The 22,440-nt window shown below is 72.9% G+C and carries 20 protein-coding genes and 1 pseudogene; 8 read left to right on the top strand and 13 right to left on the bottom strand.

Annotated features, from left to right (window positions below):
• Positions 1–118: 118 nt before the first annotated feature.
• Positions 119–388 (bottom strand): SDR family oxidoreductase, encoded by a 270-nt coding sequence (locus I003_RS34100; RefSeq protein ID WP_486584482.1) that lies wholly within the window; start codon positions 386–388, stop codon positions 119–121.
• A gap of 88 nt (positions 389–476) precedes the next feature.
• Between I003_RS34100 and I003_RS0130710 the strand changes: the two genes are divergently transcribed.
• Positions 477–1,595: an FAD-dependent oxidoreductase gene (locus tag I003_RS0130710; RefSeq protein ID WP_027774918.1), complete on the top strand. Its 1,119-nt coding sequence runs from the start codon at positions 477–479 to the stop codon at positions 1,593–1,595.
• A gap of 233 nt (positions 1,596–1,828) precedes the next feature.
• Here the strand turns inward: I003_RS0130710 and I003_RS0130705 are convergent, their stop codons facing one another.
• On the bottom strand, positions 1,829–2,485 hold the full coding sequence (locus I003_RS0130705; protein ID WP_027774917.1) for a maleylpyruvate isomerase N-terminal domain-containing protein: 657 nt from the start codon (positions 2,483–2,485) through the stop codon (positions 1,829–1,831).
• Between the two features lie 820 nt (positions 2,486–3,305).
• Here I003_RS0130705 and I003_RS0130695 point away from each other — a divergent pair.
• The gene (locus tag I003_RS0130695) at positions 3,306–4,655 is read left to right on the top strand and encodes a hypothetical protein (RefSeq protein ID WP_027774915.1); all 1,350 of its coding nucleotides are present in this window, start codon (positions 3,306–3,308) and stop codon (positions 4,653–4,655) included.
• Positions 4,656–4,728: 73 nt separating this feature from the next.
• Here the strand turns inward: I003_RS0130695 and I003_RS34090 are convergent, their stop codons facing one another.
• Positions 4,729–5,604, bottom strand: coding sequence for an FCD domain-containing protein (locus tag I003_RS34090; protein ID WP_078564604.1), 876 nt, complete (start codon positions 5,602–5,604; stop codon positions 4,729–4,731).
• 170 nt (positions 5,605–5,774) lie between these two features.
• Here I003_RS34090 and I003_RS0130685 point away from each other — a divergent pair, with 170 nt between their 5' ends.
• Both I003_RS0130685 and I003_RS34085 read left to right on the top strand, forming a co-directional pair.
• Positions 5,775–6,707, top strand: a complete 933-nt coding sequence (locus I003_RS0130685; protein WP_027774914.1) for an ROK family protein — start codon at positions 5,775–5,777, stop codon at positions 6,705–6,707.
• Positions 6,704–7,465: an N-acetylmannosamine-6-phosphate 2-epimerase gene (locus tag I003_RS34085; protein ID WP_051368670.1), complete on the top strand. Its 762-nt coding sequence runs from the start codon at positions 6,704–6,706 to the stop codon at positions 7,463–7,465. The genes I003_RS0130685 and I003_RS34085 overlap by 4 nt, the downstream gene beginning before the upstream one ends.
• Positions 7,466–7,523: 58 nt before the next feature.
• Here the strand turns inward: I003_RS34085 and I003_RS0130675 are convergent, their stop codons facing one another.
• Positions 7,524–8,021, bottom strand: a complete 498-nt coding sequence (locus I003_RS0130675) for a lamin tail domain-containing protein (protein ID WP_027774913.1) — start codon at positions 8,019–8,021, stop codon at positions 7,524–7,526.
• Positions 8,022–8,597: 576 nt separating this feature from the next.
• Between I003_RS0130675 and I003_RS34075 the strand changes: the two are divergent.
• From I003_RS34075 to I003_RS0130655, 3 genes and pseudogenes are all read left to right on the top strand, one after another.
• Positions 8,598–9,161: pseudogene (locus tag I003_RS34075) on the top strand (sigma factor-like helix-turn-helix DNA-binding protein); the annotation flags it as partial.
• Between the two features lie 90 nt (positions 9,162–9,251).
• A complete protein-coding gene (locus I003_RS0130660) occupies positions 9,252–10,259 on the top strand; it encodes a methyltransferase (protein WP_027774912.1) in 1,008 nt (335 codons plus the stop codon).
• A 242-nt stretch (positions 10,260–10,501) separates the two neighbouring features.
• The gene (locus I003_RS0130655) at positions 10,502–11,656 is read left to right on the top strand and encodes a ScyD/ScyE family protein (RefSeq protein WP_106966367.1); all 1,155 of its coding nucleotides are present in this window, start codon (positions 10,502–10,504) and stop codon (positions 11,654–11,656) included.
• A 48-nt stretch (positions 11,657–11,704) separates the two neighbouring features.
• Here I003_RS0130655 and phzG read toward each other — a convergent pair whose 3' ends face one another.
• The 6 genes from phzG to I003_RS0130625 all read right to left on the bottom strand — a co-directional run bounded on the left by phzG (position 11,705) and on the right by I003_RS0130625 (position 17,654).
• On the bottom strand, positions 11,705–12,343 hold the full coding sequence (gene phzG, locus I003_RS0130650; protein ID WP_027774910.1) for a phenazine biosynthesis FMN-dependent oxidase PhzG: 639 nt from the start codon (positions 12,341–12,343) through the stop codon (positions 11,705–11,707).
• Between the two features lie 42 nt (positions 12,344–12,385).
• A complete protein-coding gene (locus tag I003_RS0130645; protein WP_027774909.1) occupies positions 12,386–13,225 on the bottom strand; it encodes a PhzF family phenazine biosynthesis protein in 840 nt (279 codons plus the stop codon).
• An 82-nt stretch (positions 13,226–13,307) separates the two neighbouring features.
• Complete coding sequence (locus I003_RS0130640) at positions 13,308–15,269, bottom strand: anthranilate synthase family protein (RefSeq protein ID WP_027774908.1); 1,962 nt, start codon at positions 15,267–15,269, stop codon at positions 13,308–13,310.
• A complete protein-coding gene (locus tag I003_RS0130635) occupies positions 15,266–15,889 on the bottom strand; it encodes an isochorismatase family protein (protein ID WP_027774907.1) in 624 nt (207 codons plus the stop codon). Before I003_RS0130635 ends, I003_RS0130640 begins: the two co-directional genes overlap by 4 nt.
• A gap of 80 nt (positions 15,890–15,969) precedes the next feature.
• The gene (locus tag I003_RS0130630; RefSeq protein WP_199784373.1) at positions 15,970–17,139 is read right to left on the bottom strand and encodes a 3-deoxy-7-phosphoheptulonate synthase; all 1,170 of its coding nucleotides are present in this window, start codon (positions 17,137–17,139) and stop codon (positions 15,970–15,972) included.
• Positions 17,140–17,192: 53 nt separating this feature from the next.
• The gene (locus I003_RS0130625) at positions 17,193–17,654 is read right to left on the bottom strand and encodes a PhzA/PhzB family protein (protein WP_027774905.1); all 462 of its coding nucleotides are present in this window, start codon (positions 17,652–17,654) and stop codon (positions 17,193–17,195) included.
• A gap of 742 nt (positions 17,655–18,396) precedes the next feature.
• Here I003_RS0130625 and I003_RS0130620 point away from each other — a divergent pair.
• Positions 18,397–19,293 carry an alpha-lytic protease prodomain-containing protein gene (locus I003_RS0130620; RefSeq protein WP_027774904.1) on the top strand — a complete coding sequence of 299 codons (897 nt, stop codon included), beginning with the start codon at positions 18,397–18,399 and terminating at the stop codon, positions 19,291–19,293.
• 453 nt (positions 19,294–19,746) lie between these two features.
• On the opposite strand, the gene I003_RS0130615 is transcribed toward I003_RS0130620, so the two are convergent.
• From I003_RS0130615 to I003_RS0130605, 3 genes are all read right to left on the bottom strand, one after another.
• The gene (locus I003_RS0130615; RefSeq protein WP_486584481.1) at positions 19,747–20,562 is read right to left on the bottom strand and encodes an SAM-dependent methyltransferase; all 816 of its coding nucleotides are present in this window, start codon (positions 20,560–20,562) and stop codon (positions 19,747–19,749) included.
• 29 nt (positions 20,563–20,591) lie between these two features.
• Complete coding sequence (locus I003_RS0130610; RefSeq protein WP_486584480.1) at positions 20,592–21,773, bottom strand: hypothetical protein; 1,182 nt, start codon at positions 21,771–21,773, stop codon at positions 20,592–20,594.
• 201 nt (positions 21,774–21,974) lie between these two features.
• The gene (locus I003_RS0130605) at positions 21,975–22,424 is read right to left on the bottom strand and encodes a hypothetical protein (RefSeq protein ID WP_027774901.1); all 450 of its coding nucleotides are present in this window, start codon (positions 22,422–22,424) and stop codon (positions 21,975–21,977) included.
• Positions 22,425–22,440 lie beyond the last annotated feature (16 nt).

The raw sequence follows: 22,440 nt of genomic DNA, 5'->3' as shown, positions 1-22,440 counted from the left end.
CCCGGGAACCGCCGCGCCCCCTCCCCGATGACGAGGTGCGGCCTGGGTTTGGGAGCGTAGCCTGGGAGCGCTCCCGAAGACATCCCGTCTGCACATCTTTCGATGGCCCTGAGACGGTTCAGTCCACGATCGCACCACAGGTGATGTTCAGCTCCGACGCCGTGACCGCCGCCGCCCGGTCGCTGGCGGCGCACACGGCGGCGCAGCCGACGTCGTCGAACGTCGCCGTCCGGCCCGGCATCGTCGGCTCCGTGAGCGAGGCGACCAGCTCCTCGCGGCCCTCGAAACCGGCCGGGATCGTCTCGGGGATCCCTCCGGTCTTCAGGCCGGCGACGCGCACGCCGTGCGGGCCGAGTTCGGCGGCGAGCTGCTTGCGCAGCATGTCCACCGCACTCAGCGCGACCTGGAAGCCTCCGATGAAGTGGTCGCGCAGCGGATTGTCTTTGCCTCGTCATGAGGACATACGGTGTATCGCCATGAGACACCGCATCGCAGTGGTCGGAGGCGGTCCTGCCGGCCTCACCTTTGCCCGTGTCCTGCACCGCCGTGGCCACCCCGTCACCGTCTTCGAACGCGATCCCGCCCGCGACGCCCGCCCTCCGGGCGGCACCCTGGACCTGCACGAAGGGCTGGGCCAACGCGCGCTGGACAACGCGGGGCTGCTGGCGGAGTTCCAGGCGCTCTCCCGTCCCGAGGGGCAGGCCATGCGCATCCTGGACACGGACGGGACCGTCCTGCGCGACTACCGACCCCGTCCGGATGACCGGGCCCATCCCGAAATCGACCGTGGGCAGCTCCGTGACCTGCTGCTCGGCCCTCTCGACGTCCAGTGGGGCCGGGAGGTGACGCAGGTGGAGCCGGGGCCCCGGGAGGGCACGCTGGTCCACTTCGCGGACGGGCGGCAGGAGGCGTTCGATCTCGTGGTCGGCGCGGACGGCGCCCGGTCCCGGGTCCGCCCGGCAGTCTCGTCGGTGAGACCGCACTACACCGGCGTCACGTATGTCGAGACCTCCCTGGAGGACATCGACACCCGCCACCCCGGCCTCGGCCGGCTGATCGGCGACGGTTCCGTAGCGGTGTACGGCGTGAACCGTTCGCTGGTCGCCCAGCGCAACAGTGGCGGTCACGTCAAGGTGTACGCCCAGTTCCGTGCGCCGCTGGACTGGCACACGGACCTGGACCTGGACGACGCCGAGGCCGTGCGATCGAGCCTGCTGGCTCTGTTCGACGGCTGGGCCGCTCCCGTCCCCGACCTCCTCCGCCACGGCACAGCTTTCCTCCACCGTCCCCTCTACGTCCTGCCCGTGTCCCACACCTGGACCCACGTCCCCGGGGTGACGCTCCTGGGCGACGCCGCCCACCTGATGCCCCCGCTGGGGGCGGGCGCGAACCTTGCGATGCTGGAAGGCGCCGAACTCGCCGAGTCCATCGCCACCGGCCCCGCAGACCTGGACGAGGCCGTCCATGACTTCGAGGAAGAGATGTGGGCCCGGGCCGGCAGATGGGCAGAGATCACGACGGCCGGTCTCGAACGCCTCGTGAGCCCGGACCCCGCCGGAGCCCTCGCCCTCTTCGACGAGGTCCAGCCGTCCTGACCGCCACGCGCGAGAGCGCCGGCGCTCCCCGGCCCCGCTCTCCTGTCCTCGATGGACCCCACCGCCCGCCGCCCGCGCACCTGCGCGTTGCTGTCCATGGGCCCGGCCGCAGCGCCGGCTCGGTGATGGCGGGCGCGTACGCCCGGCTCTCCGGTCCCGCGGCCGGGGGTACGTCGAGGAGCGGATCCGGGGACATCGCGCCGCTCGCGGAGGACGTGCGCTCGTTTCTCCCGTCAGCCCAGGATGAGGGGGAGCTTCGCGGCCAGGGGGCCGAGAGCCGTGCGCTCCGGCTCCGTGGGGGTGCGGCGGCCCGTGGCGACGACGAGGGCGTCCGTGTCGGTGAAGGACTCCGGGAACGCGGCGCCCGCGATCCGTTCCAGCAGCGCCCGCGCGTCCGTCAGGCCCGCCGCGGGCGGGCCGGGGACGTGCGGGAGGCGGGCGGTCAGGTCGAGATGATGCAGCGTCCACTCCAGTACGTACGCCGCGAGGTAGTCGCCCGTCGTGAGGACCATGTCCTGCGTGCTCACCCGCAGCGCCGGGTCCGCGAGCCGCGCGGCCCGCCCGGCGGCGGAGCCGACGTCGTCGAGGTGGAACTTCAGCAGCGCCGGGTCCTCGTACGCCGCCGCCATCCGGACGGTGAGGGCGTCCAGGGGATCCGCGCCGGTGGGCGGCTCGTCGCTCACGTGCCAGTAACCCGCGGCGTCGGCCGTCGGCTCGCGATCGGCCGGGGTGACGAGGGTGATGAGCACGTCCTGCGCGTCGATCACCAGGTGGCAGACGAGGTCACGGACGAGCCAGCCGGCGCAACCGGAAGGCTGCGCGAAATCCCCGTCGGCCAGGTCGGCGACCGCCGCGCGCAGTGCCGCCCACGAGGCTGCGAACTGATCCATCCGGGCAACCTAGTTCCCCGCCGCACCGGGGACAACTCGATTCACGGGCGGCGCACCGCTGCGGGCGCAGCCGGGCCACATACTGCTCCCGTACGCCCCGTCATCTCCCTGCGCGTCCGCGCCGCCGCCGGCGCGCTGGCCCTCATGACTGACGGAAAGGCGCACACCGCCTCTCTCCGGTGACCGCGGTGACCACTGCGCGCGGGGCATCTCCCCGCTTCGACAGCTCACTTTCCTCGTCCCACGAACGCCTGTCCCTGGCCGTCGCGCTGCGCGGCGAATGGCTGGGGCACGCCTTTTCCACCCTCCCCGCGGACCGGCCGGCGGCCGAAGCCGCCCTCACCGGGCTCTACCGTCTGGCCGGCGCGCCCCCGCCCCGGTTCGTCTGGATCCCCTCCCCCGCGGCGGCAACGGCGACGCTGCGCCGCGAGCAACCGGCCTTCGCCCGCCGGCGGCTGCGCGCGGCCGAGGCGCCGCCGCGAGGGGACGGCTGGCCCGTGTCCTCCCGGCTGGCGTCGCCGCAGTCCGCACTGCGTACCCGGCTGGACCGGCGCATCCGGCGCCCCTCGTACCTCTGGCTCAACCGGCGCCCCCCGCAACGGGGAAGTGCGGCTGCACCACCCCGACCGACCCGCCGTCCGGTACGCCGACGGCGCCGCGGTGTACGCGCTGCACGGCACCGCCGTGCCGGGGTGCATCGTCGCGGAGCCGGCGGTGGCACGGATCCGGACCGGAGGGGTTCTGCCGTTCGGGGCCCGTCCCAGTCCCGTTCCGGTACGGTCCTTGCTTCGGAAACGGACCGTAGCGCAGGGGTGAGACGGTGACGGACGACGTCGGCGAGCTGATCGAGCAGCTTGCCCTGTGGCGGACCGGGGACGGCGGCTACGCCGAGGAGAGCCTCCGGGAACGGGCGATCATCGCGTTACAGGAGCGCGGGCCCGGGGTCGTGCCCGTGCTCGTCGACCGGCTCGACGCCCTCCTCGCCGACCACGCCGCCCACCTGGAGCGCGTAGCTGCCGTCACGGCGGTGTGGGACGCCTGGTACGCGGAGGGTGACGCGCTCGTCGACGAGCACGGCGTGGGCAAGGTGTTCGAGCTGGAGCGGTACCGCACCATCTCCAGCGACAGCCTCCCCCAGCGCGACCCCCGGGACGAGCACTACCAGGACCCGTACGACCTCAAGCAGGGCCTCGTGGAAGCCCTGCGCCGTATCGGCGACGACAGGGCCGCGCCCGTCTTCGGGCGCGCACTTCGCGACCGGGCCTGCATCCACTACGCCGCCGTGGCGCTGCGCGGCACCCACCTCGACGGCGCCGTGCCCGCGCTGCTCGACGCCGCCGCGCGCATCGAGCCCGACGACACGGCTTTTCCGGAGGTCCTGCGCACGCTGGAGCACTGCGGCGTCACGATGGCGCAGGTACGGGCCCGGTTCGACGCCGAGTCCGGGCCGCAGGCCCGGGTGAGCCTGATGCACGTGATGAAGAAGCTGCCCGGCGACGGCGCCGGCAGGCCGGCGGACGAGGAGATCGAGGACGCGCTCGTCTTCCTCGCGATGAGCCGCTCGGCCACGGACAGGTATGCGGCCATCAGGCAGTTGAAGGCGCTCGGCACGCTCGAACCGGTCGAGGGACCGCCGGCGGGAACGCAGGACTCGTGGGGCGGGGACTTCGCCGGCTCCGGCATGGAGGCGCCGCCCCCGGCCGAGGCCGTCCACGCCGCGATAGCCCTGGCCGCGCACGGCAGACCGCCGGGACACGACCGTGAACTCCTGCGCCGGTTACGGCATATGGCCGAGGACACCCCGTCCGCGGCGCGGGCCGTCACCGCCGTACTCGCCCGCCGGCCGCGGGCCGACGACGCCGAGCTGGACCTCGCGCTGCGGCTGGCCCTGCGGCTCCACCCCGACCGGGCGGCGGAGCACCTGCCGCTGCTGCGCGCCCTGCACGCGCTCACCTCGTACCCGCCCGCCCGCACCGGCGCGCTGCGCGCGCTGCACCGCGACGGCAGGCTGTTCGTGCTGATGCTGCACGAGGACCCGGTGCTCCGCGAGGAGGCACGGGCCGTCTTCGACGACGTCGCCGAGCCCGCGGACCGGGAGCGGTTCGCCAGGTACGAGGCGCTGCGGCTGGGAACCTGGGGGCGGCTGGTGCGCAAGTTCAAGCGCCGCTAGCCGGACGGTCCCGCCGCGGCAGGGCTGCCGGCCGCTGATCCGGAGCGCGGCGAGGAGACGGCGGCTCCGGAGGTCAGCCGGCCGCCGCGTTCCCGCCGCCCCCGTGTGCGTGACCGTCGCGGCCGGCCGCGAGGCGGCGGCGCACGGGCGCGTAGTGTGCCGCGACGGCCCGGGCGAAGGCGTCCGGGTCGCCGTGGCGCGCGGCGTGCACGATGCTCGCGTGCACCTCGGCCGTCTCCGCCCGGTCCTCGTCCGTGGCCATCCGCAACTGCGGGGCGACGATGGCGTACACGTCCCAGAAGGCCATCGAAAGCTGCGCCATCAGCCCGTTGCCCAACGGTTCGACCAGCAGCGCGTGGAAGGCGCGGTCCGCCTCGACGAAGTCCTCCTCGGCGCCGCCGGCGTCCGCGCGCATCGTGTCCACCAGCGCGTCCAGCGCGTCGAGACGGTCGCCGTCGAGCCGGGCCACGATCCGCTCCGCCATGCCGCGCTCGAACAGCTCGCGCACGTCCACGAGATCGGCCATCACCTGCGCGTCGCTCTCCTGGCCGAGCAGCCCGCGGAACGCCAGGCTCTCCACGAGTGCCGACAGGCCCAGGCGGCCCACGTACGTGCCGTGCCCGTGCCGCACGTCGACGATGTCGAGGGCGTGGAGGGTCTTGACGGCCTCGCGGACGCTGGAACGGCTGGCCCCCAGCGCGGTGCACAGGCCGCTCTCGGTGGGCAGCGGATCGCCGGGGCGCAGCTTGTTCGCCAGGATGTAGCGCTTGATGCCCTCGGTGACCTCCAGCCGCAGGGGCGACCTGCCGGCACGCCCCTCGCCTGGGCGGACGCCCCCCGGGCGGCCCGCGAGGGCGCGGGGCTGCCCGGGCACACCCGCTCTGCCGGCATCCGTCCCGGGCGGGCGAGACCCGCTCGACATGGCGTCCGCGGCCCGGGCCTCGGTCATGCCCGTCCTCCCGCCTCTTGACCCACTTCGACCCCCGGGCTACGGTCACACGCTATCAGGCATCGGACGTCAGACATCCGACCTCCTGCCGTTCTTTCTCCGCTCGTTGATGTGCAGTACGTACCGGGAGGCCGCGTGCCCAGCCGCAACCGACACGCAGCCGGGCCGCGATGACCGTCGTGGCCGCGCTCGACATCGGCGGTACGAAGACCGCCGCCGCCCTGGTCGATCACGACGGGCGGCTGCTGCACCGCCACACCGCGCCGACGCCGGCCGCGGCCGGGCCCGCTGCCGTCCTCGACGCCGCGGCGGCGGCCGTGGCCCGACTCGCCACGGACGGCGGGCCGTACTCGGCCGCGGGCGCCGGCAGCGCGGGATTGATCGACGCCGCGGCCGGCACCGTGCTCTCGGCCACCGCGGCGCTGCCGGGGTGGGCGGGCACCGCGCTCCGCGACGAACTGGGCCGCCGCCTCGGCGTACCCGTCGCCGTCGACAACGACGTCCACGCACACGCGCTCGGCGAGAGCTGGCGGGGCGCCGCGGCCGGCCGCACGCACGTCCTCCTCGTCGCCGCCGGCACCGGGATCGGCGGCTCACTGGTGCTCGCCGGCCGGATCCACCGGGGCGCCCGCTCCGCGGCGGGCCACCTGGGCCACATGCCGGTCCCGGCCGCGGCGGGCCGGCCGTGCCCGTGCGGCGGTACGGGACACGCGGAGGGCGTGGCGGCGGGCCCGGCGATGGCGGCGGAGTACCGCCGCCGCACCGGGGAGGCGGCGACGTCCGGCCCTGTGGCGGACGGCGGACTGGCGGCGGTCGCCGAACGGGCGGCGGCGGGGGAGCCGGTGGCGGCGGCGGTGCTGGAGGAGGGGGCCGTGGCGCTGGGGGAAGCCGTGGGGGGACTCGTGAACGCGATCGATCCCCAACTCGTCCTCGTCACCGGCGGCGTGAGCCGCTGCGGCCCCGCGTGGTGGCGACCGCTGCGCACGGCGATCGCCGCGACGACGCTGCCGCCGCTGGCGGACGTCCCGGTCGTCCCGGGCGCGCTCGGGGACGACGCGGCGCTGCTGGGCGCCGCGCGGCTGGCACTGGGGGCGATCGCGTGACGGCACAGGCCGGAGGACCCGGCGGCGGACGGGACAGGGCTGTTCTCGCCCGGCTGCGCAGGCGGTTGGTGGTGTCCTGCCAGGCGTACCCGGGTGAACCCCTGCGCGACCCCGACACCATGCGCCGCATGGCGCTGGCCGTCCTCGCCGGCGGCGCGGCGGGCATCCGCGCCCAGGGGCTCGCGGATCTGCGGGCGATCCGGGCGTCGACCGACGCGCCGCTCATCGGGCTCTGGAAGGACGGGGAGGGGGGCGTCGTGATCACACCCACGGCCGCGCACGCCCGGGCGGTCGCCGGGACCGGCGCGGACGTCGTCGCCGTCGACGCCACGGACCGGCCGCGCCCCGACGGCAGGGGGGCGGAGGAGTCGTTCGAAGCGGTGCACCGGGCGGGCAGGCTGGTGATGGCCGACGTCTCGACGTACGAAGAAGGACTGCGGGCGGCGGACCTGGGCGCCGATCTGATCGGCACCACCCTCTCCGGCTACACCGGCCGCTCCCCCGCCCCGGGCGGGGGTCCCGACCTCGCCCTGGTCGAGCGGCTGGCGGCGGCCGTACGGGTGCCGGTACTCGCGGAGGGCCGGGTCGGCACGCCGGGCGAGGCGGCGGAAGCGCTGGCGCGGGGCGCGTACGCGGTCGTCGTCGGCACGGCGATCACCCACCCGACGACCCTCACACGCCACTTCACCGCGGCACTGTCCGCCCCCTCCCCCGGCACCGGCTTGGGCCCCGGCTCCGGCACGGGCCACCGCGGGTAACCCTGCGCCCGCCCCGGGCGCTCGCGGCCCCGCCGCGGGCGCCCGGAGCCGCCCCTCCTCAGCCGTGGTACGTGATGTAGCCGTTTCCGTCCCGGTCGTTGCGGCTCCTGGTGTACTTGTGCGCGTCCGCGCGGCTGCCGCTCGACTTGACGAGGTAGATCGTGTCCTTGTCGTTGTTCCACATGAAGGTGCAGTTGTCGCGGTAGACGACGTTGTCTGCGTCGGAGTCGCGCCCGTTGCCGCCGCGCAGCTTCACGTGGTCGCCGGGCTGGAGCCGGTGGTCGGCGCGGAACCTGAAACGGTTGCCCGCGGCGTCCTTGACGACCCAGCCTCTGAGGTTCACCGTCCGGCTGGACGAGTAGTTCTTGATCGTGAGGTATTCCTTGTGGGTGTTCCCCCCGGAGCATCGGTTGGAGTCCCGGCCGGGCGCGTCGTACTGGATGCCGCGGACCTTCAGCGGCGAGCTGTACTCGGCGGCCTGGGCCGGAACGACGGCGAGCAGCGTCAGCGCGCCGCCGGCGGCGGCGATGGCGATGACGGTGATGTGGTTGCGCATGTGTGTGAACCCCCCATGCTCGATTCGGCAGGAGGTTATGCGCGCAGCGCCCGCGACGGGCGTGCCGGGAGGGCATCCGGAACAGGCTGTTCGGCCCTTGTGCCGCCGCCGCCCGGGGGACGGCGGTACTACGCGACGCCCAGCGCGGCGGCATCGGGCGCGAAGACAGTCATCCAGCGCGTGCTGAGCCGGTAGAAGACGGCCTCCTCGTCCCAGCACAAGGCGTTCTCGCCGTAGAAGTCCTCGAAGGAAGGGAGGAGTTCCGGCCATCCGGGCTCCGCGTTCCCGGGGTTCAGGGTGATCGCGTCGCCGTGGTCTCCCGGAGCCGGCGCATGTCTTCGGGCGTTTCACGCAGCGGGTCACGGCAGCCCGACGGCCCCGCGCCGGTGAGGTGTGGGCGGGGTGGCGGGGTGCCGCGCTCTGCGCCCGCCGGCGACCTCCGGCCGGATCTCTTCGCGGCTCGTCACACCGGCGCGTTCCCGCCGGTCAGATTGATGACGGGTGGCGGAGAGGACCGACGCGTTGACGAAGGAACAGGACTGGCCGGCGGAACGGTACGAGACGGATCGGCCCCGGTTGCGGGCGGTGGCCCACCGGATGCCGGGGTCGGTCGCGGAGGCCGACGACGCCGTCCAGGAGGCGTGGATCCGGCTCTGCCGTTCGGACAGAGCAAGGGCGGAGAACCTCAGCGGCTGGGTCACGACGACCGTCGCACCGGTGTCACTGAACATGCTGAACTCCCGCAGGTCCCCGCCCGAGAGTGCGCTGGACACGACGGCCGGGGGCGATCGGCAGGACGAGGTGTCTCCCGGCGATCCGGAGGAGGAGGCGGTCATCGCCGACGCCGTCGGGCTGGCGCTGCTGCTCGTCCTCGACACACTGACGCCCGCCGAGCGGCTGGCGTTCGTCCTGCACGACATGTTCGCGGTGCCGTTCGACGAGATCGCGACGATCGTCGACCGCTCCCCCGCCGCGGCCCGGCAGCTCGCCAGCCGGGCGCGGCGCCGCGTCCGGGCCTCCACGCCGGCCGAGCGGCGGGGAGAGCCCTTCGGCATGGACGACGACGCCGGTGCTTCCGCGTCGGGGAAGTCGGATCCGGCGGCGGCGTCCCTCGCGGCGTCCCGGGAGGGCGACATGGAGGAGACGCCCGGCCGCCCGGCGGGGCCGTAGCAGGATCTTGCCGGTGGAGGCGTCCTGTCCGGCATCGCATGTGCGACCTAGGGTATAGGCATGGACGAATCCACCGATCTCACCGAACAGTTGATGGATTTATCGGTCGGTTACCTGCGGTCCGCCGCGCTGCACGCGGCCACGCACTGGCGGATCGCCGACCTCCTGGCCGACGGCCCGCGCAGCGCGGACGACCTGGCCGCGGAGGCAGGGCTCAACGGCCCGTATCTGGCACGGCTGTTGCGCTTCCTGGCGGCGAACGGCGTCTTCCGGCAGGAGGACGACGGCCGGTTCGCGCTGACCCCCATGGCGGAGTTGCTGCGGGAGGACGTGCCGGGGTCGATGCGCTCGTACGTGGACGTCCGCGGCCACGACATCTACTGGCGGGCGGCGGCCGGGCTGCGCGACGCGATCCGTACCGGCTCGAACCCGTTCGAGGACGCGTTCGGGATGCCCTTCTACCAGTACCTGTCCGCCAACCGTGAGCTGGGCCGGCGGTTCGACGCGAGCATGGCGTCGTTCTCGGAGGCGCTGAGCGACCAGGTCGCCGGGGCGTACGACTTCGGTTCCGCGCGCACGGTGGTGGACGTGGGCGGCGGTCGCGGCGGGCAGTTGCGCGCGATTCTGCTGCGCAACCCGCATCTTGAGGGGACCCTGCTCGATCTCGAACCGGTGGTGGCCGGACATGTGCTGGACGTGCCGGAGCTGTCCGGCCGGTGGCGCGCGGTGGGGGGCGACTTCTTCTCCGGGGTGCCCGGGGGCGGGGACGTCTACATCCTGAAGCACGTGCTGGCGAGCTGGCCCGACGATCAGTGTGTGCGGATCCTGGAGACGTGCCGGCAGGCCATGCCGGACGACGGGCGCCTGCTCATGGTCAACGCGCTGGTGCCGGAGGGGAACGAGCCGCACCCGAGCAAGACCGTGGACATGGTGATGCTGACGGTGCTCAACGGCAAGGGCAGGACGCAGGCGGAGTACGAGGAGCTGATGCGCAAGGCGGGGCTCGCGCCGGCGCGGGTACTGCACGTCTCGCCGCACGCCGCGATCATCGAGGCGGCGAAGGGCTGAGACCTCGACCGCGGCAACCGCCCGGATCCCGGAGCCGCCGGCGCGGTGGGGGCCGCCGCCCCCCGCACGCCGCCGGTCGCCGCGACAACGCCCTCTCACCAGCGCGTGCGGCACGCTGCGCGTGCGCCGACGCCGCCCAAATAGACGGCAATCCGTCGTAGGACGCGTGCCGCTTCGTGCGTCTAGGGTGACGCCGGTTGCAGCGCCCCCGACTGCGGGGGCGTGCCGAGTTGAGGAGAGACATGTCAAGAGCAAGCAAGTCTTGGGCGGGGGCCTTCCTTGCGGCGGCAGTGGTGGGCAGCCTCACGGCCGGTGCGATTCCGGGCCAGGCCGCGACCCAGGACGCGTCCGGCAAGGACACGTCCGAGGCACTGGTCCCCGAGGTCGTGGCGACCGGCCTGCAGAACCCGCGTGACATCACGCTCGAGCGCAACGGCTCGATCCTGATCGCGGAGTCCGGCACCGGCCCGGCCACGCCCTGCACGGAGCCGGGCGCCCAGTGCCTCGGCTTCAGCGGCTCCATCCTGCGGATCACCGGCTCCAAGCAGAAGCGCGTCGTCACCGGTCTGCCCTCCAAGCTGATCATCCGGGACGACGGCTCCGGCGTGATCGCCGGGGCGAACCAGGTCGGCACCGCGGGGAGGGGCACCTACCACGTGGTCTACGGACTGAGCGGCACCCCCGAAACCCGCGCGGAACTCGGCGAGGGCGCGGAACCGCTCGGCACGCTGGCCACGTCCGGCGGCAGGATTCTGGGCGACCTGGCCGAGCACGAGGCCATGTACGACCCCGACTCCGTGCTCGGCAACAACGACGTCCTTTCCAACCCGCAGCGCTACGCCATGCACGGCAAGGACTACCTGGTCGCCGACTCCGCCTCCAACACCCTGGTCCGGGTCCGTCCCGACGGCACGACCACGACCGAGTTCGTCTTCCCGAACAACCTCCTGCCCACGTCCTCGGGCGAGGCTTCCACGATGGTGCCCCCCGGTGAGGTCGAGGGGGTGCCCACCAGCATCGTGCGCGACCGGGACGGCACCTTCTACATGTCCGACATGAGCGGGATCCGGCCGGGCGTCAGCCGCATCTGGCGGTACGTGCCCGGCAGCGAGCCCACCGTCCTCGCCACCGGCATGACGGGCGTCATCGACCTCGACCTGACCCCCGACGGCGACCTGCTCGCCCTGTCGTACGCCACGGATCCCAACGTGCCGACCGTCCCGTACACCGCCGTCCTGACCCGGATCGACAAGGAGACGGGTGACCTCACCCAGCTCGACACCGGCGACCGCCTGACCCTGGCGATGGGCCTGGACGTCGCGCCGAACGGTGACATCTACGTCACCAACAACGGGCTGAGCAGCGAGGGTGAGCTGCTGAAGTTCCCCGCCCCCTGACCCGGTTCAGCGGCGCGGACGGTCGTGGCGTCCGCGGGGCCGTGCGCGCTACGGCTGGAGGCGGACGGAGGCCCAGGCGTCTCCCTCGCGGTCGTAGCGCAGGCGCAGGTGGAGCCGGTCGGGGCGATGGGCCCAGAACTCGACCTCATGGGGCTGCAGCCGGTAGCCGCAGAAGCGCTCGGGGCGGTCGAGCGCCCTGCCGTCCGCGCCGAGGCGTTCGGCTTCCGCGCGCAGCGCCGCCGGGTCGGCGAGCGGCTCACTCTGCCGGGAGGCCGCCGACATGGCGTGCAGCGGGACGGGGCGGGCCTGCCACAGGGCGTCGGATTCGGTGACCGGGACGGGCTCGACGGGACCGGAGAGTTTGATCTGCTGGCCGGTCTCGCGCCAGTAGAGCAGTCCGGCGGCCCAGTTGTTCTCTTCGATCTCGCGCCCCTTGCGGCTGGTGGCGTGGCTGGTGAAGAGCACGCCGCGCTCGTCCACGGCGCTGACGAGGACGATGCGCGCCGAGGGCCGGCCACTCTTGCCGGCGGTGGCCAGCGCGAGCGCCTTCGGTTCCCGGACGCCGACTTCCACGGCACGGTCCAGCCAGCGCCGCAGGAGACCCACCGGCTCGGCGGGCGGGTCGTCGTACTCGGGGAAGTCCGGGTCGTTTTCGACGGTGAGACTCTCGAACCGGCTGGTGTGCATCTCGTGCCTTTCTGCGGTGGCTGCCCGCCGGGTGCCGGAGGGCTAGAGGAAGAGGGTGCCGCGCCCCACGATGACGCCGTTGCCGCCGACGTGGACGGAGTGGATCCGGTCGCCGTGGCCCTGCGCGGTGGCGAGCATCAGGGAGGGCCGGCCCATCTCGACGCCCTGGAGGATCTCCACCTCCTCGCCGTAGGCGGCGAGCCCGTGCCGCGCGAGGTGGATGGCGAGCGGGCCGGCCGCGGAGCCGGTGGCCGCGTCCTCGACGACACCGTACGCGGGGGAGAACATCCGGGCCCGCCACTGCCGGCCCTGGCCGGCGAAGCAGTTGGCGGCCATGTCGGAGAAGGCGGACAGCGCGCGGTGGTCCGGGCGTAGCGCGGAGAGCGCGGGGACGCTCTGAAGGCCGACGAAGACGTGCCGGGGGCCGTTGCGGTAGATCTCGACGGGGGCGACGGAGGTGTCGGCGCCGAGGGCCGCGAGGAGTTCGTCGGCCTCGGCGTAGGGCTCCCACACGGGGTGGGGCTGGCGCATGCCGACCTTGACGGCGCCCTCGTCGTCGCCGAGGTGGACGGGGATGAGGCCCATCGCGGTTTCCAGCCGCAGGTCGTCCTGCTTGCGGGTCTCGCCGAGGGCGACGGCGGTGCCGAGGAGCGGATGGCCGGCGAACGGCAGTTCGTTGACGGGGGTGAAGATGCGGATGCGGGCGTCACCGCCCTCGCCGGGAGGCAGGACGAAGGTGGTCTCGGAGAGGTTCATCTCCCGGGCGATGCGCTGCATCAGGTCGGGTGTCAGTTCTCTGGCGTCGAGGAAGACGGCGACGGGATTGCCGTGCAGCGGCCTGCGGGAGAAGGCGTCCACCAGCATGTAGTCGAGTTCGGGCATGTACGGCACTCCTGACGGGCGGATACGGGTTCGTCGGTGTTCCTCGCTCATTCCGGGGATCGTGTGGTGGGCGTACGGGCTCTCATCTGCCGGTCACGCCGAGGAGCGCGTCGCCGATGAGGCGGGGGCCGTCGACGGTGAGGACGGACTCGGCATGGAACTGGAAGGACGCGAAGCGGGGGCCGCGCATCGCGTCGACCTGGCCGGTGGCCGCGTCGCGGCTGACGCGGATGCGGCCGACGCCGGGTACGTCGAGGTCGTCGGCGGGGCTGACGGCGGCGAACGTGTTGTAGTAGCCGACGTGTTCTCTGCGGCCGAAGAGGTCGATGGCGCGCTGGACCCCCTGGTTGGGCCGGCCGCGGCGGACGAGCGCAAGGCCGAGGCGGAGGCTGAGCACCTGGTGGCTGAGGCAGACGGCCAGGAACGGCATGCGGCGGCGCAGCAGTCCGGCGACGGCGGTGTCCAGCGCGGCGATCTTCGGGTCGGCGGCGGCGCGGGGGTCGCCGGGACCGGGGCCCATGACGACGAGGTCGAAGCCCTCGGCGTCGTAGGGCTCGTCGAAGCGGCGCACTTCCGCGGTGGGGCCGAGGGCTTCGAGTTGCTGGACCATCATGGCGGTGAAAGTGTCCTCGGCGTCGACGACGAGGATCTTCAGGCCCTCCAGCGCGGGAACGGCCCGCGGGCGGGCGCCCGTGGCGGCGAGCCAGAAGTCCGCGATGCCGGTGTTGCGGCCGCGTAGCGCGTCCCGGATGGCGGGGTGGCCGGCGAAGCCGGGGGCGGCCGGCGCGGCGGGGTCCATGGGCGGCACCGCCGCCGGGCCGGCGGTGCCGTCCGCGCCCAGCGCGTCGAGCAGTGCGGCGGCCTTCGCCCGGGTCTCCGCCGACTCGCCCTCCGGGGACGAGTGGCGTACGAGGGTGGCGCCGACGGAGAGCGAGAGCCGCCCGTCGTCGGCGATGTCGGCGGTGCGGATGAGGATGGCCGAGTCCAGGGTGCGGCTGCCGGTGGGTTCGTCGCTGACGAGGGCGGCGACGCCGCTGTAGTAGCCGCGGCCGTGCGGCTCGTGGCGGGCGATGACGCGGGCGGCGCTCTCCACGGGGCTTCCGGTGACGGTCGGCGCGAACAGCGTTTCGCGCAGCACGTCGCGTACGTCGCGGGCGGTGTGGCCCTCGATGAAGTACTCGGTGTGGGCGAGCCGCGCCATCTCCTTCAGCGCCGGGCCGGTGACCCTGCCACCGGCGGGACAGATGCGGGACATCATCTTCAGTTCCTCGTCGAGCACCATGTACAGCTCGTCGGTCTCCTTGCGATCGCGCAGGAAGGCCGTGAGGCCGTCGAGGGTGGGGCCGCCGGCGGGGTAGCGGTAGGTGCCGCTGATGGGGTTCATCACGGCGCGGCCCTCGTATACGGAGATGTGCCGTTCGGGAGTGGCGCCGACGAAGGTGCGGCCGTCGGCGTGGATGGCGAACGTCCAGTAGGCGCTGGGCTCCAGGGCGATCAGGCGCCGGAAGACGGTCAGCGCGGCGCGTGCGGGATCGCCGCCGACATCGGCGAGCAGGGTGCGTTTGATGACGAAGTTCGCACCTTCGCCGGTGCCGATCTCGCCGGTCACGACGCGCCGTACGACATCGGCGTACTCCTCGTCTGAGAGGTCGAAGCGGTGGCCGGTGAGCGCGGCGGGCGTGTCGGGGAGCCGGGTGAGGGTGTCGGCGAGGGGGACGGCGGCCTGTTCCGTGACGTTCAACGCGATGAGCGGCGCGCCGTCGTCGGGGGCGGCGAAGCCGCGTTCCGTGAGCTGCCGGTAGGGCACGACGAGGAGCGTGCGGTGCGCGGTCGCCGCGGGCGGGGCGGCGCAGGCGGGCAGGGGGAGGCCGGCGAGGGTGCCGGGGTGGGAGACGTCGCCGAGGAGTACGTCGACGGTGCCGGGCGTGCCGCTTTCGGGGCGGTGCAGGAGGGCGTACGCGGGCGGGGGCCCGGTCAGCAGCCGGTCGAGCAGCGCGGTGCCGATGCCGGCGGGGTCCGGGTGGGGGCCGGGTGCGGTGTTCATGCGAAGATCTCCGCGCTCGGGACGACCATGCCGCACCGCCCGGCGACGTAGTCGAGGGTCATGCGGTGCTGCTCCGCGGTGAAGTCGGCGACGGCGTCGGCCGCGAGGAACACCTGGATGTCGTGGGTGAAGGCGTCGATGGCGGTGGCGAGAACGCCGACGTGGGCGTAGACGCCGCACAGCACGAGCTGGTCACGGCCCTCGGCGCGCAGCCTGTCCAGCAGCCCGGATCTGAAGAAGGCGCTGTAGCGCCACTTGGTCAGCAGCCAGTCGCCCTCGGCCGGGGCGAGCTCGGGGACGACTTCGCGGTCCTCCGCGGCGGTGCGCATGCCGGGCCCCCAGAAGTCGACGAGCAGGCCGCGTTCCTCGGGCGTCATGCCGCCCGGCTGCGCCGAGTAGGCCACGGGTACGCCGAGTTCGGCGGCGCGTTTGCGGAGCAGCGCCGCGTTGTGGACGAGCTGGGAACGTACCGTCTCGGGCACGGGGCGCAGGAAGAAGCGCTGCATGTCGTGCACGACGAGCACGGCGCGGGCGGGGTCCGGGGTCCACGCCGCCAGGTTGGCCGGCAGGGTCTCTGCCGTCGGCAGCTCGTACGGTTCGATGGCGGGTATGCCGACCACGGTGGTGCTCCTTTCAGGGTGCGGTGAGGTGCGCGGGCCGGTGGCCGGACCGGGTCGCGCCGCGGGGGCCCGGATCCCCGTCAGCGGGCTCGGGCCCACGCGGCGACGAGCCGGTGGGCCTGGCCGGGGTTGAGCCGGGGGTCGCAGAAGGTCGTGCGCCGGCCGGCGGTGCCGACGGCGGCCATGTCCGCGGCGCACTCGGTGACCTGGTCCGGGGTGGTTTCCAGGTGGAGTCCGCCGTTCGTGCCGCCGGTGGCGCCGAGGACGTCGCAGAAGCCGCGTATCTCGGCGAGCATGGTGCCCATGAGACGGGTCTTCTGCCCGTCGGGTCCGGTGATGGTGTTGCCGTGCATGGGGTCGCAGATCCACACCGCGGGGTGTCCCGCGGTCCGCACGGCCCGGACGAGGGCGGGCAGCCGGCTGGTGACGAAGCCGGCGCCCATACGGGCGATGAACACCAGGCGGCCCGGGCTGCGTGCCGGGTCGAGGCGGGCGGCGAGTTCGGTGATGTCTCCGGCGGTGGTGCCGGAGCCGATCTTGCACGCCACGGGGTTGGCGACGCCGGCCAGGAGGTCGGCGTGGGCCCCGTCGGGCCGGCGGGTCCGCTCGCCGATCCACGGCAGGTGCGCGGTGGCGAGGTAGCGCCCGCCGGTGGCGGTGCGCCGCAGCATCGGTCTTTCGTAGTCGAGGAGCAGGGCCTCGTGGCTGATCCAGACCCGTTCGGCGTCGGGACGGCCGGCGTTGACGGTGTCGAGTACCCGCACGACGTCCTGGGCGGCGCGGAAGCAGGTGAGGATGCGCGCCGGATCGGGACGACGGGCCCGCGCGTCGGGCTCGGGGGCGTTGACCATGTGCCCGCGGTAGACGGGCAGGGTGGTGTCGCCGATCTGCTCGACGGGCTTGGACCGCGGTTTGGCGAACTGCCCGGCGATCCGGCCGATGCGCAGGGCGGGGCGGCCGGCGATCTCGGCCGCGGTGGCGGCGAGCGCGTCGAGGAGCGCGCTCTTGCGCCGCACGTGGTACGGAGTGGATTCCGCCGGGTCTTCGGCGCAGTCGCCCGCCTGAATGAGGTGGGCGCGTCCCGCGGCGACGTCGGCGAGGGCGTGCCGCAGCCGCGCCGCGTCGTCGTCGGTGACGAGCGGCGGCGCGGCGCCGAGGGCCTCGCGAACCCGCCGCACCTGGGCGGCGTCCTCCCACACGGGTTGCTGAAGCGCGGGTCGTGCGTATAAGTCCTGCACTGAGCTGGGCACGTTGTCCCCCTGCGGGGTGCGTGACGAGGTTCGCGGACGGTGGGCGGCAGCGGTCAGGTCGGGATGCCTTCGCGGCGCACCGAGGGCACCTCGATGCCCAGCGCGCGGAACTGCTGGCACGGATTCATGAACTCACGCTGCTGCTTGATCTTGCCGTCCTCGAAGAGGAAGGAGTGCAGGAAGTGGTTGCGGTAGTGGCCGGGTTCGTAGCCGGGAAAGAGGATCTTTCCTTCTCCGTCGCACTCCACCCAGAAGCGGTTGGGGTCCTGGGTGTCGAAAATCTCGATGTTGATCCAGGCCCAGTCGGGGAAACACTGCAGCGACCAGACGGCGTGCTTGCCGAGGGCATCGCGGCCGTTGATCACGATGGGCTCGCCGGTTTCGGTGGTCCACAGGCCTCCGGTGCCGTCCTCGGTGAAGAGCAGGTGCCGCTCCAGCCGGTCCTTGCCGCGGCAGTGCATGTACTTGTCGACGATGGCGCGGTTGTGGTCACGTACCTCTTTGTCGCTCGGCATGAGTGGTCTCGCTTCCCTTTACTCGGGTGGCGGGTGGGAGGTCGGGGACCGTACGGACGGCATCGTCCTGAATACGGTCAACAGCCGCCGGGGACCCGGGCATCGAAGACGCTTTCGATTCCAGCCGGTTCCACGGAGTCGTAGTCGGTGAATTGAAAGTTTCTCGCGCGGCTCGGCGGATCCGGACGGAATTCCGGGCCCGCCTCGACGCGCCACGGGCAAACAGTGCACCGGCCGCGCACTCGGGATGCGGAAGTGCCACACCGAGATGCAGCCACGGTGGAAGGTGCAGATCCGAACTTGCTCCAGCACCATATCCGTCCGCGGGGTCCGCTCAACATGACGCAGGGGCCTGGCGCGGACGCCTGGCAAGGTATTGCCATTCTGTTTCCGGCCGTCTGTGCGCTACATCGGGGCGGTGTTGCGGCGAGAATGTGCACCCCCGTGAAGTGCAGGCCGAAAACCGCCGTCCCGGTCGACCGCCGGACGGCATCCGGGGTGTTTCGACGCGCGCGGCGGCGGGCGTCGCGCGCCGGAGCGACGGGAGCGTACGGGTGGGGCGCGGGCCCGCCGGCGGGGCGCACGGGGTGGACCTCGGCGGGGGGCGGTCTTGCGCTTCGCCGCCGGGTGCCCAAGACTCCCCTACGACGTGTCAGGGGCACGGCAAAAGCCGGGCCGCTGACGGTGTCTCACGGGCTCGTCACCTCGAGTCCCGGGTTCCCCCAAACCGGAGGAGACATCTGTGAAGATCTCTCGCACCACCCCCACCGAGGCTTCCCGCGGCAGACTGCGGTTCATCACCGCGACCGCCGGCCTCGCCGCCGTGGCAGCGCTCGCGCTGCCCGCGGGTGCGAACGCACAGGAAGCCTCACCCTCGTTCAGCGCGGCAGAACTCCGGGCCGTCGACCAGGCGGTCGGTGAAGCGGACGTCGCGGGCACCGCCTGGTACGTCGACCGGGCCAGCGACACCGTCGTGGTCACCGTCGACAGCACCGTCTCGAAGGCCGAGGTGGCCAAGATCACCGAGGCGGCCGGCGAGCACGCCGGAGCCGTCGACATCAACCGCACCGAAGGCAAGTTCACCAAGTACATCGCCGGCGGCGAAGCCATCACCACCGGCGGCGCCCGCTGCTCGCTCGGCTTCAACGTCCAGAGCAGCGACGGCACCAAGTACGCCCTGACCGCCGGTCACTGCACCAACATCGGCAGCTCGTGGTCGATCGGCACCAGGGCCGGCACCAGCTTCCCGACGAACGACTACGGCATCATCCGGCACTCCAACCCCGCAGCCGCGGACGGCCGGGTGTACCTGTACAACGGCAGCTACCAGGACATCACCAACGCCGCCAACCCCTCGGTCGGCCAGTCCGTCCGGCGCAGCGGCAGCACCACCGGTGTGTACGGCGGGTCCGTCACGGGCCTGAACGCCACCGTCAACTACGGCGGCGGTGACATCGTGTACGGCATGATCCAGACGAACGTCTGCGCCGAGCCCGGCGACAGCGGCGGCCCGCTCTTCGCCGGCAGCACGGCCCTCGGCCTGACCTCCGGCGGCAGCGGCAACTGCTCCTCCGGTGGCACGACGTTCTACCAGCCGGTCGTGGAGGCCCTGAACGCCTACGGCGTCAGCGTCTTCTAGACCCGCACAGCACACGCGACACAGCACGTCGCCCCGCCCGGCCACCCGCCGGGCGGGGCTCACGCGTTCCCCGACACGCCCCTGCGGCCGGCCCGGAGCCGGTGGAGGACGCGGGCCCGGGCCCCACGCCGCGGTTGGCCCCCCACCCGCTCCCCGGCGCCCTGCGCGGCGACGTGCGGCGACCCGCGGAGGGCGCAGGCGGGCACGCCGGAGCTTCCGTTCGGTGACGCGGTCCGTCTTCTGCCGGTCCGGGCGGGAGCGGACCGGGTCGATGACCCGGCAGACGGCGGCTCCGGGCCGCGGTGGGGGGGAGGATCCCCTCGGAGGGCTCCGGGCGTCGATTTCCGGACGGCGCAATTCCGGCGGTGGCGGCGGAGCGGGCGCATGGAACGGCCGCCGCCGGAGAGTCCCGGCGACGGCCGTGGGGATCCGTGCCGTGCGGCACGGATCGCCTCACGTCTTGCGCAGGACCGCCCCGTAGGCGTCGCACGCCTGCCGCACCTCACCCGCGGGACGCCACCGGCTGACCGGGACCAGGCCCGGCTCGACCGGCGTCCAGCCGTCGAGGATCCGCTCCAGGTCCGCCCGCCCCCGGTCGACCAGCGGGTCGCTGGACCGGCGGAACATCGCGATGACGTCCGGCACCCGGGGGTCGATCTCGGACGAGATGTGGTTGACCGCCAGATAGCTGCCCGGCACCACCGCCTCGTGGATCCGGGCCACGAGGGCGGCCGGGTCCTCCTCGTCGGTGATGAAGTGCAGGATCCCCGAGAGCAGGACGGCCACGGGCATGGTGAAGTCCAGGGTGGACCTGACGACTTCGTGGAACAGGATGGTGTCGGGGTCGCGCAGGTCGCCTTCGAGGGCCACGGTGTACTCGCCGTCGGCCTGCAGCGCCGCCATGTGCGCGACGGCGACGGGGTTCTTGTCGACGTACACGACCCGGGTGTCGGGGGCGATGCGGTGGGCGACCTCGTGGACGTTGTCGTAGATGTCCGTCGGCATGCCGCCGCCGATGTCGAGGATCTGCCGGACGCCGGCCTCACCGACCCAGTACTCGACGGTGCGGTCGACGAAAAGGCGCTGCTCCCGCGTGAGGACCTTGAGGTCGGGCATGATCTGCTCGGCCTCCTCCAGCAGGTCGCGGTCGGCGTGAACGTTGTCACGGCCGCCCAGCACGTAGTCCCAGAAACGCGAGGGATGGGGCTTGCGCGCGTCCGGCAGCGGCATTCTCCCCTCGCGTCCGGCAGGGCCCTCGTCCACCGTCATGTCTGCCTCCGTACCCGCGGCCATCGGCCTCACTCGCCCCCGAGCGTGATCGAGGTGTCGATGAACTCGTTGGTGATCAGATCCTCGGGCGTCAGCCCGTCCTTGATCGGCTTCTTCTGCGATGCGAAGACCGGTCCGGCGATGTCGATCAGTTCCTGCACCTTCCCGGTGTCGAACTCGCCCACCGGCTTGCCGGGCTCGGCGACGAGGTCGAGCGCCTGCATCTGCTCGACCGAGTACCTGCCCACGCCCTGGGAGAACGGCTGGTCGGCCTTGAAGGCGTCGCGCAGCTCGATGACCTTGTCGATCACCGGGTCCGGGTTCTCCATCAGGTCGACCGCGCCCTGCTGGATGACGGGCACCAGCTTCTTCAGGCACGGCGCCAGCTCGGCCTTGTCCGCCGGGCGGATCACCGGCGAGGGGCCGGGGTTCGGGTAGTACTCGTAGGCGAGCTGCGATTCGACGGGCTTGCCCCAGTCGGGCAGCTCCTCCTCGTAGATGTACGGATCCTCGGTGGCGTACCCGGAGGTCGCGATGTCGCCGCCGGCGGCGACGAAACGCGCCGGCGAGCCGTCGCCGGAGCTGTCGACCTGGTCTTTCTTCAGGATCCCCTTGCTGGTCAGGTAGTCCATATAGGGGGTCGGGACGTAGACGACGGTCGTGTCCGTTTTGCCGATGTCCTCGATCGTCTTGACGTCCGGGTGCTTCTCCGGGTCCCACATGATGACCTGCGGGTTCTTCGCCAGCAGCGACATCACCGCGAGGGTGGGCTGCTTGTCGGAGTTCTGGATCGCCTCGTCGAAGCCCTGGGGGATGCCGAGGTGGATGCCGTCGTCCGTGTACATCTGGCTGGACGTCGGGTTGAAGCCGATCGCCGGCCCGCCCGAGCGCAGTTCCAGCTTCACGCCGGTGTCCTTGCCGCCGGACGCGACGAGCGGGGCGGTGACCGTCTTGGCGTTGGCGTCGACGTCCATGTCGTCGCCGAGGAGCTGGTACATGGCGCCGGCGGAGGTGATGTCCGGCCACCACGCCGTCTGGACCACGAGGGTCTCCGGGCACTCCTTGCTCAGGTCCGTGGCCCCGCCGGCCCCGGCGGCCGGCGACGCGCTGCTCTTGCCGTCATCGCCGCCGTCGTCGTCGCCGTCGCCGCAGGCGGCCAGCACGGACAGCATTGCTACGGCGGCGGCGAGGGGGACCGCCTTTCTACGCACGTGGTGCAGAGACATATGAGATCCAGTGACGATCGGGCGGCCGGGGGCCGGTCGGGCTGACGGGGGTGCCGGACTGACTGATGCCTGATCATAGACATGCCTTCCGCGCGTACGTTCGGCACGTTCCCGGTCGAGTTCCTTTTGCAACATGGGCGTTGACCGCCGGAACGCCACGTTCCGTACGCGGGCGGCCGGAGCCGGTCAGCCCAGCCAGCCCCCTATCCCGTCCCACGCCATTTCCAGCTCACGGTCGGGTCCGCGGCCCAGCTCGGCCCGTACCTCGTCGTGTGCCTCGCGCATCTTCCGGATGCCGCCCATCTCGTGCAGTTCTGCGCCGATCTCCCGGGTGCGCCTGTCCCTTCCGGAGCGGGAGAGGAAGCCACGCCCGCGGCCGATCCCGCACAACTCCTCCACCAGCACCCGGGTCCGGTACTCGGGGTCGGCCTCCCGGCGGCGCTGCTCCCAGGGCGGGGTGTCGGCCTCCCTGCCCCGGGGGTGTCCCGGCTCCATGCGGCGCCGGACGGACGGGGGGAGCGACCGTTTCCACGCCTCCTCCGTCCGGCGGTCCCGCCGGTCGAGGGCGAAGGCAGCCAGGTTCAGCGCGGCGATGATCCCCCCGATGACGGTCACGACGATCAGCCACGTCGGCATGCCGCCCCCTCCCCTC

This window comes from Streptomyces sp. CNQ329 (assembly GCF_000482585.1).
The sequence above is the reverse complement of the archived record's forward strand: the minus strand, read 5'-3'. Positions and strand labels throughout refer to the sequence as shown.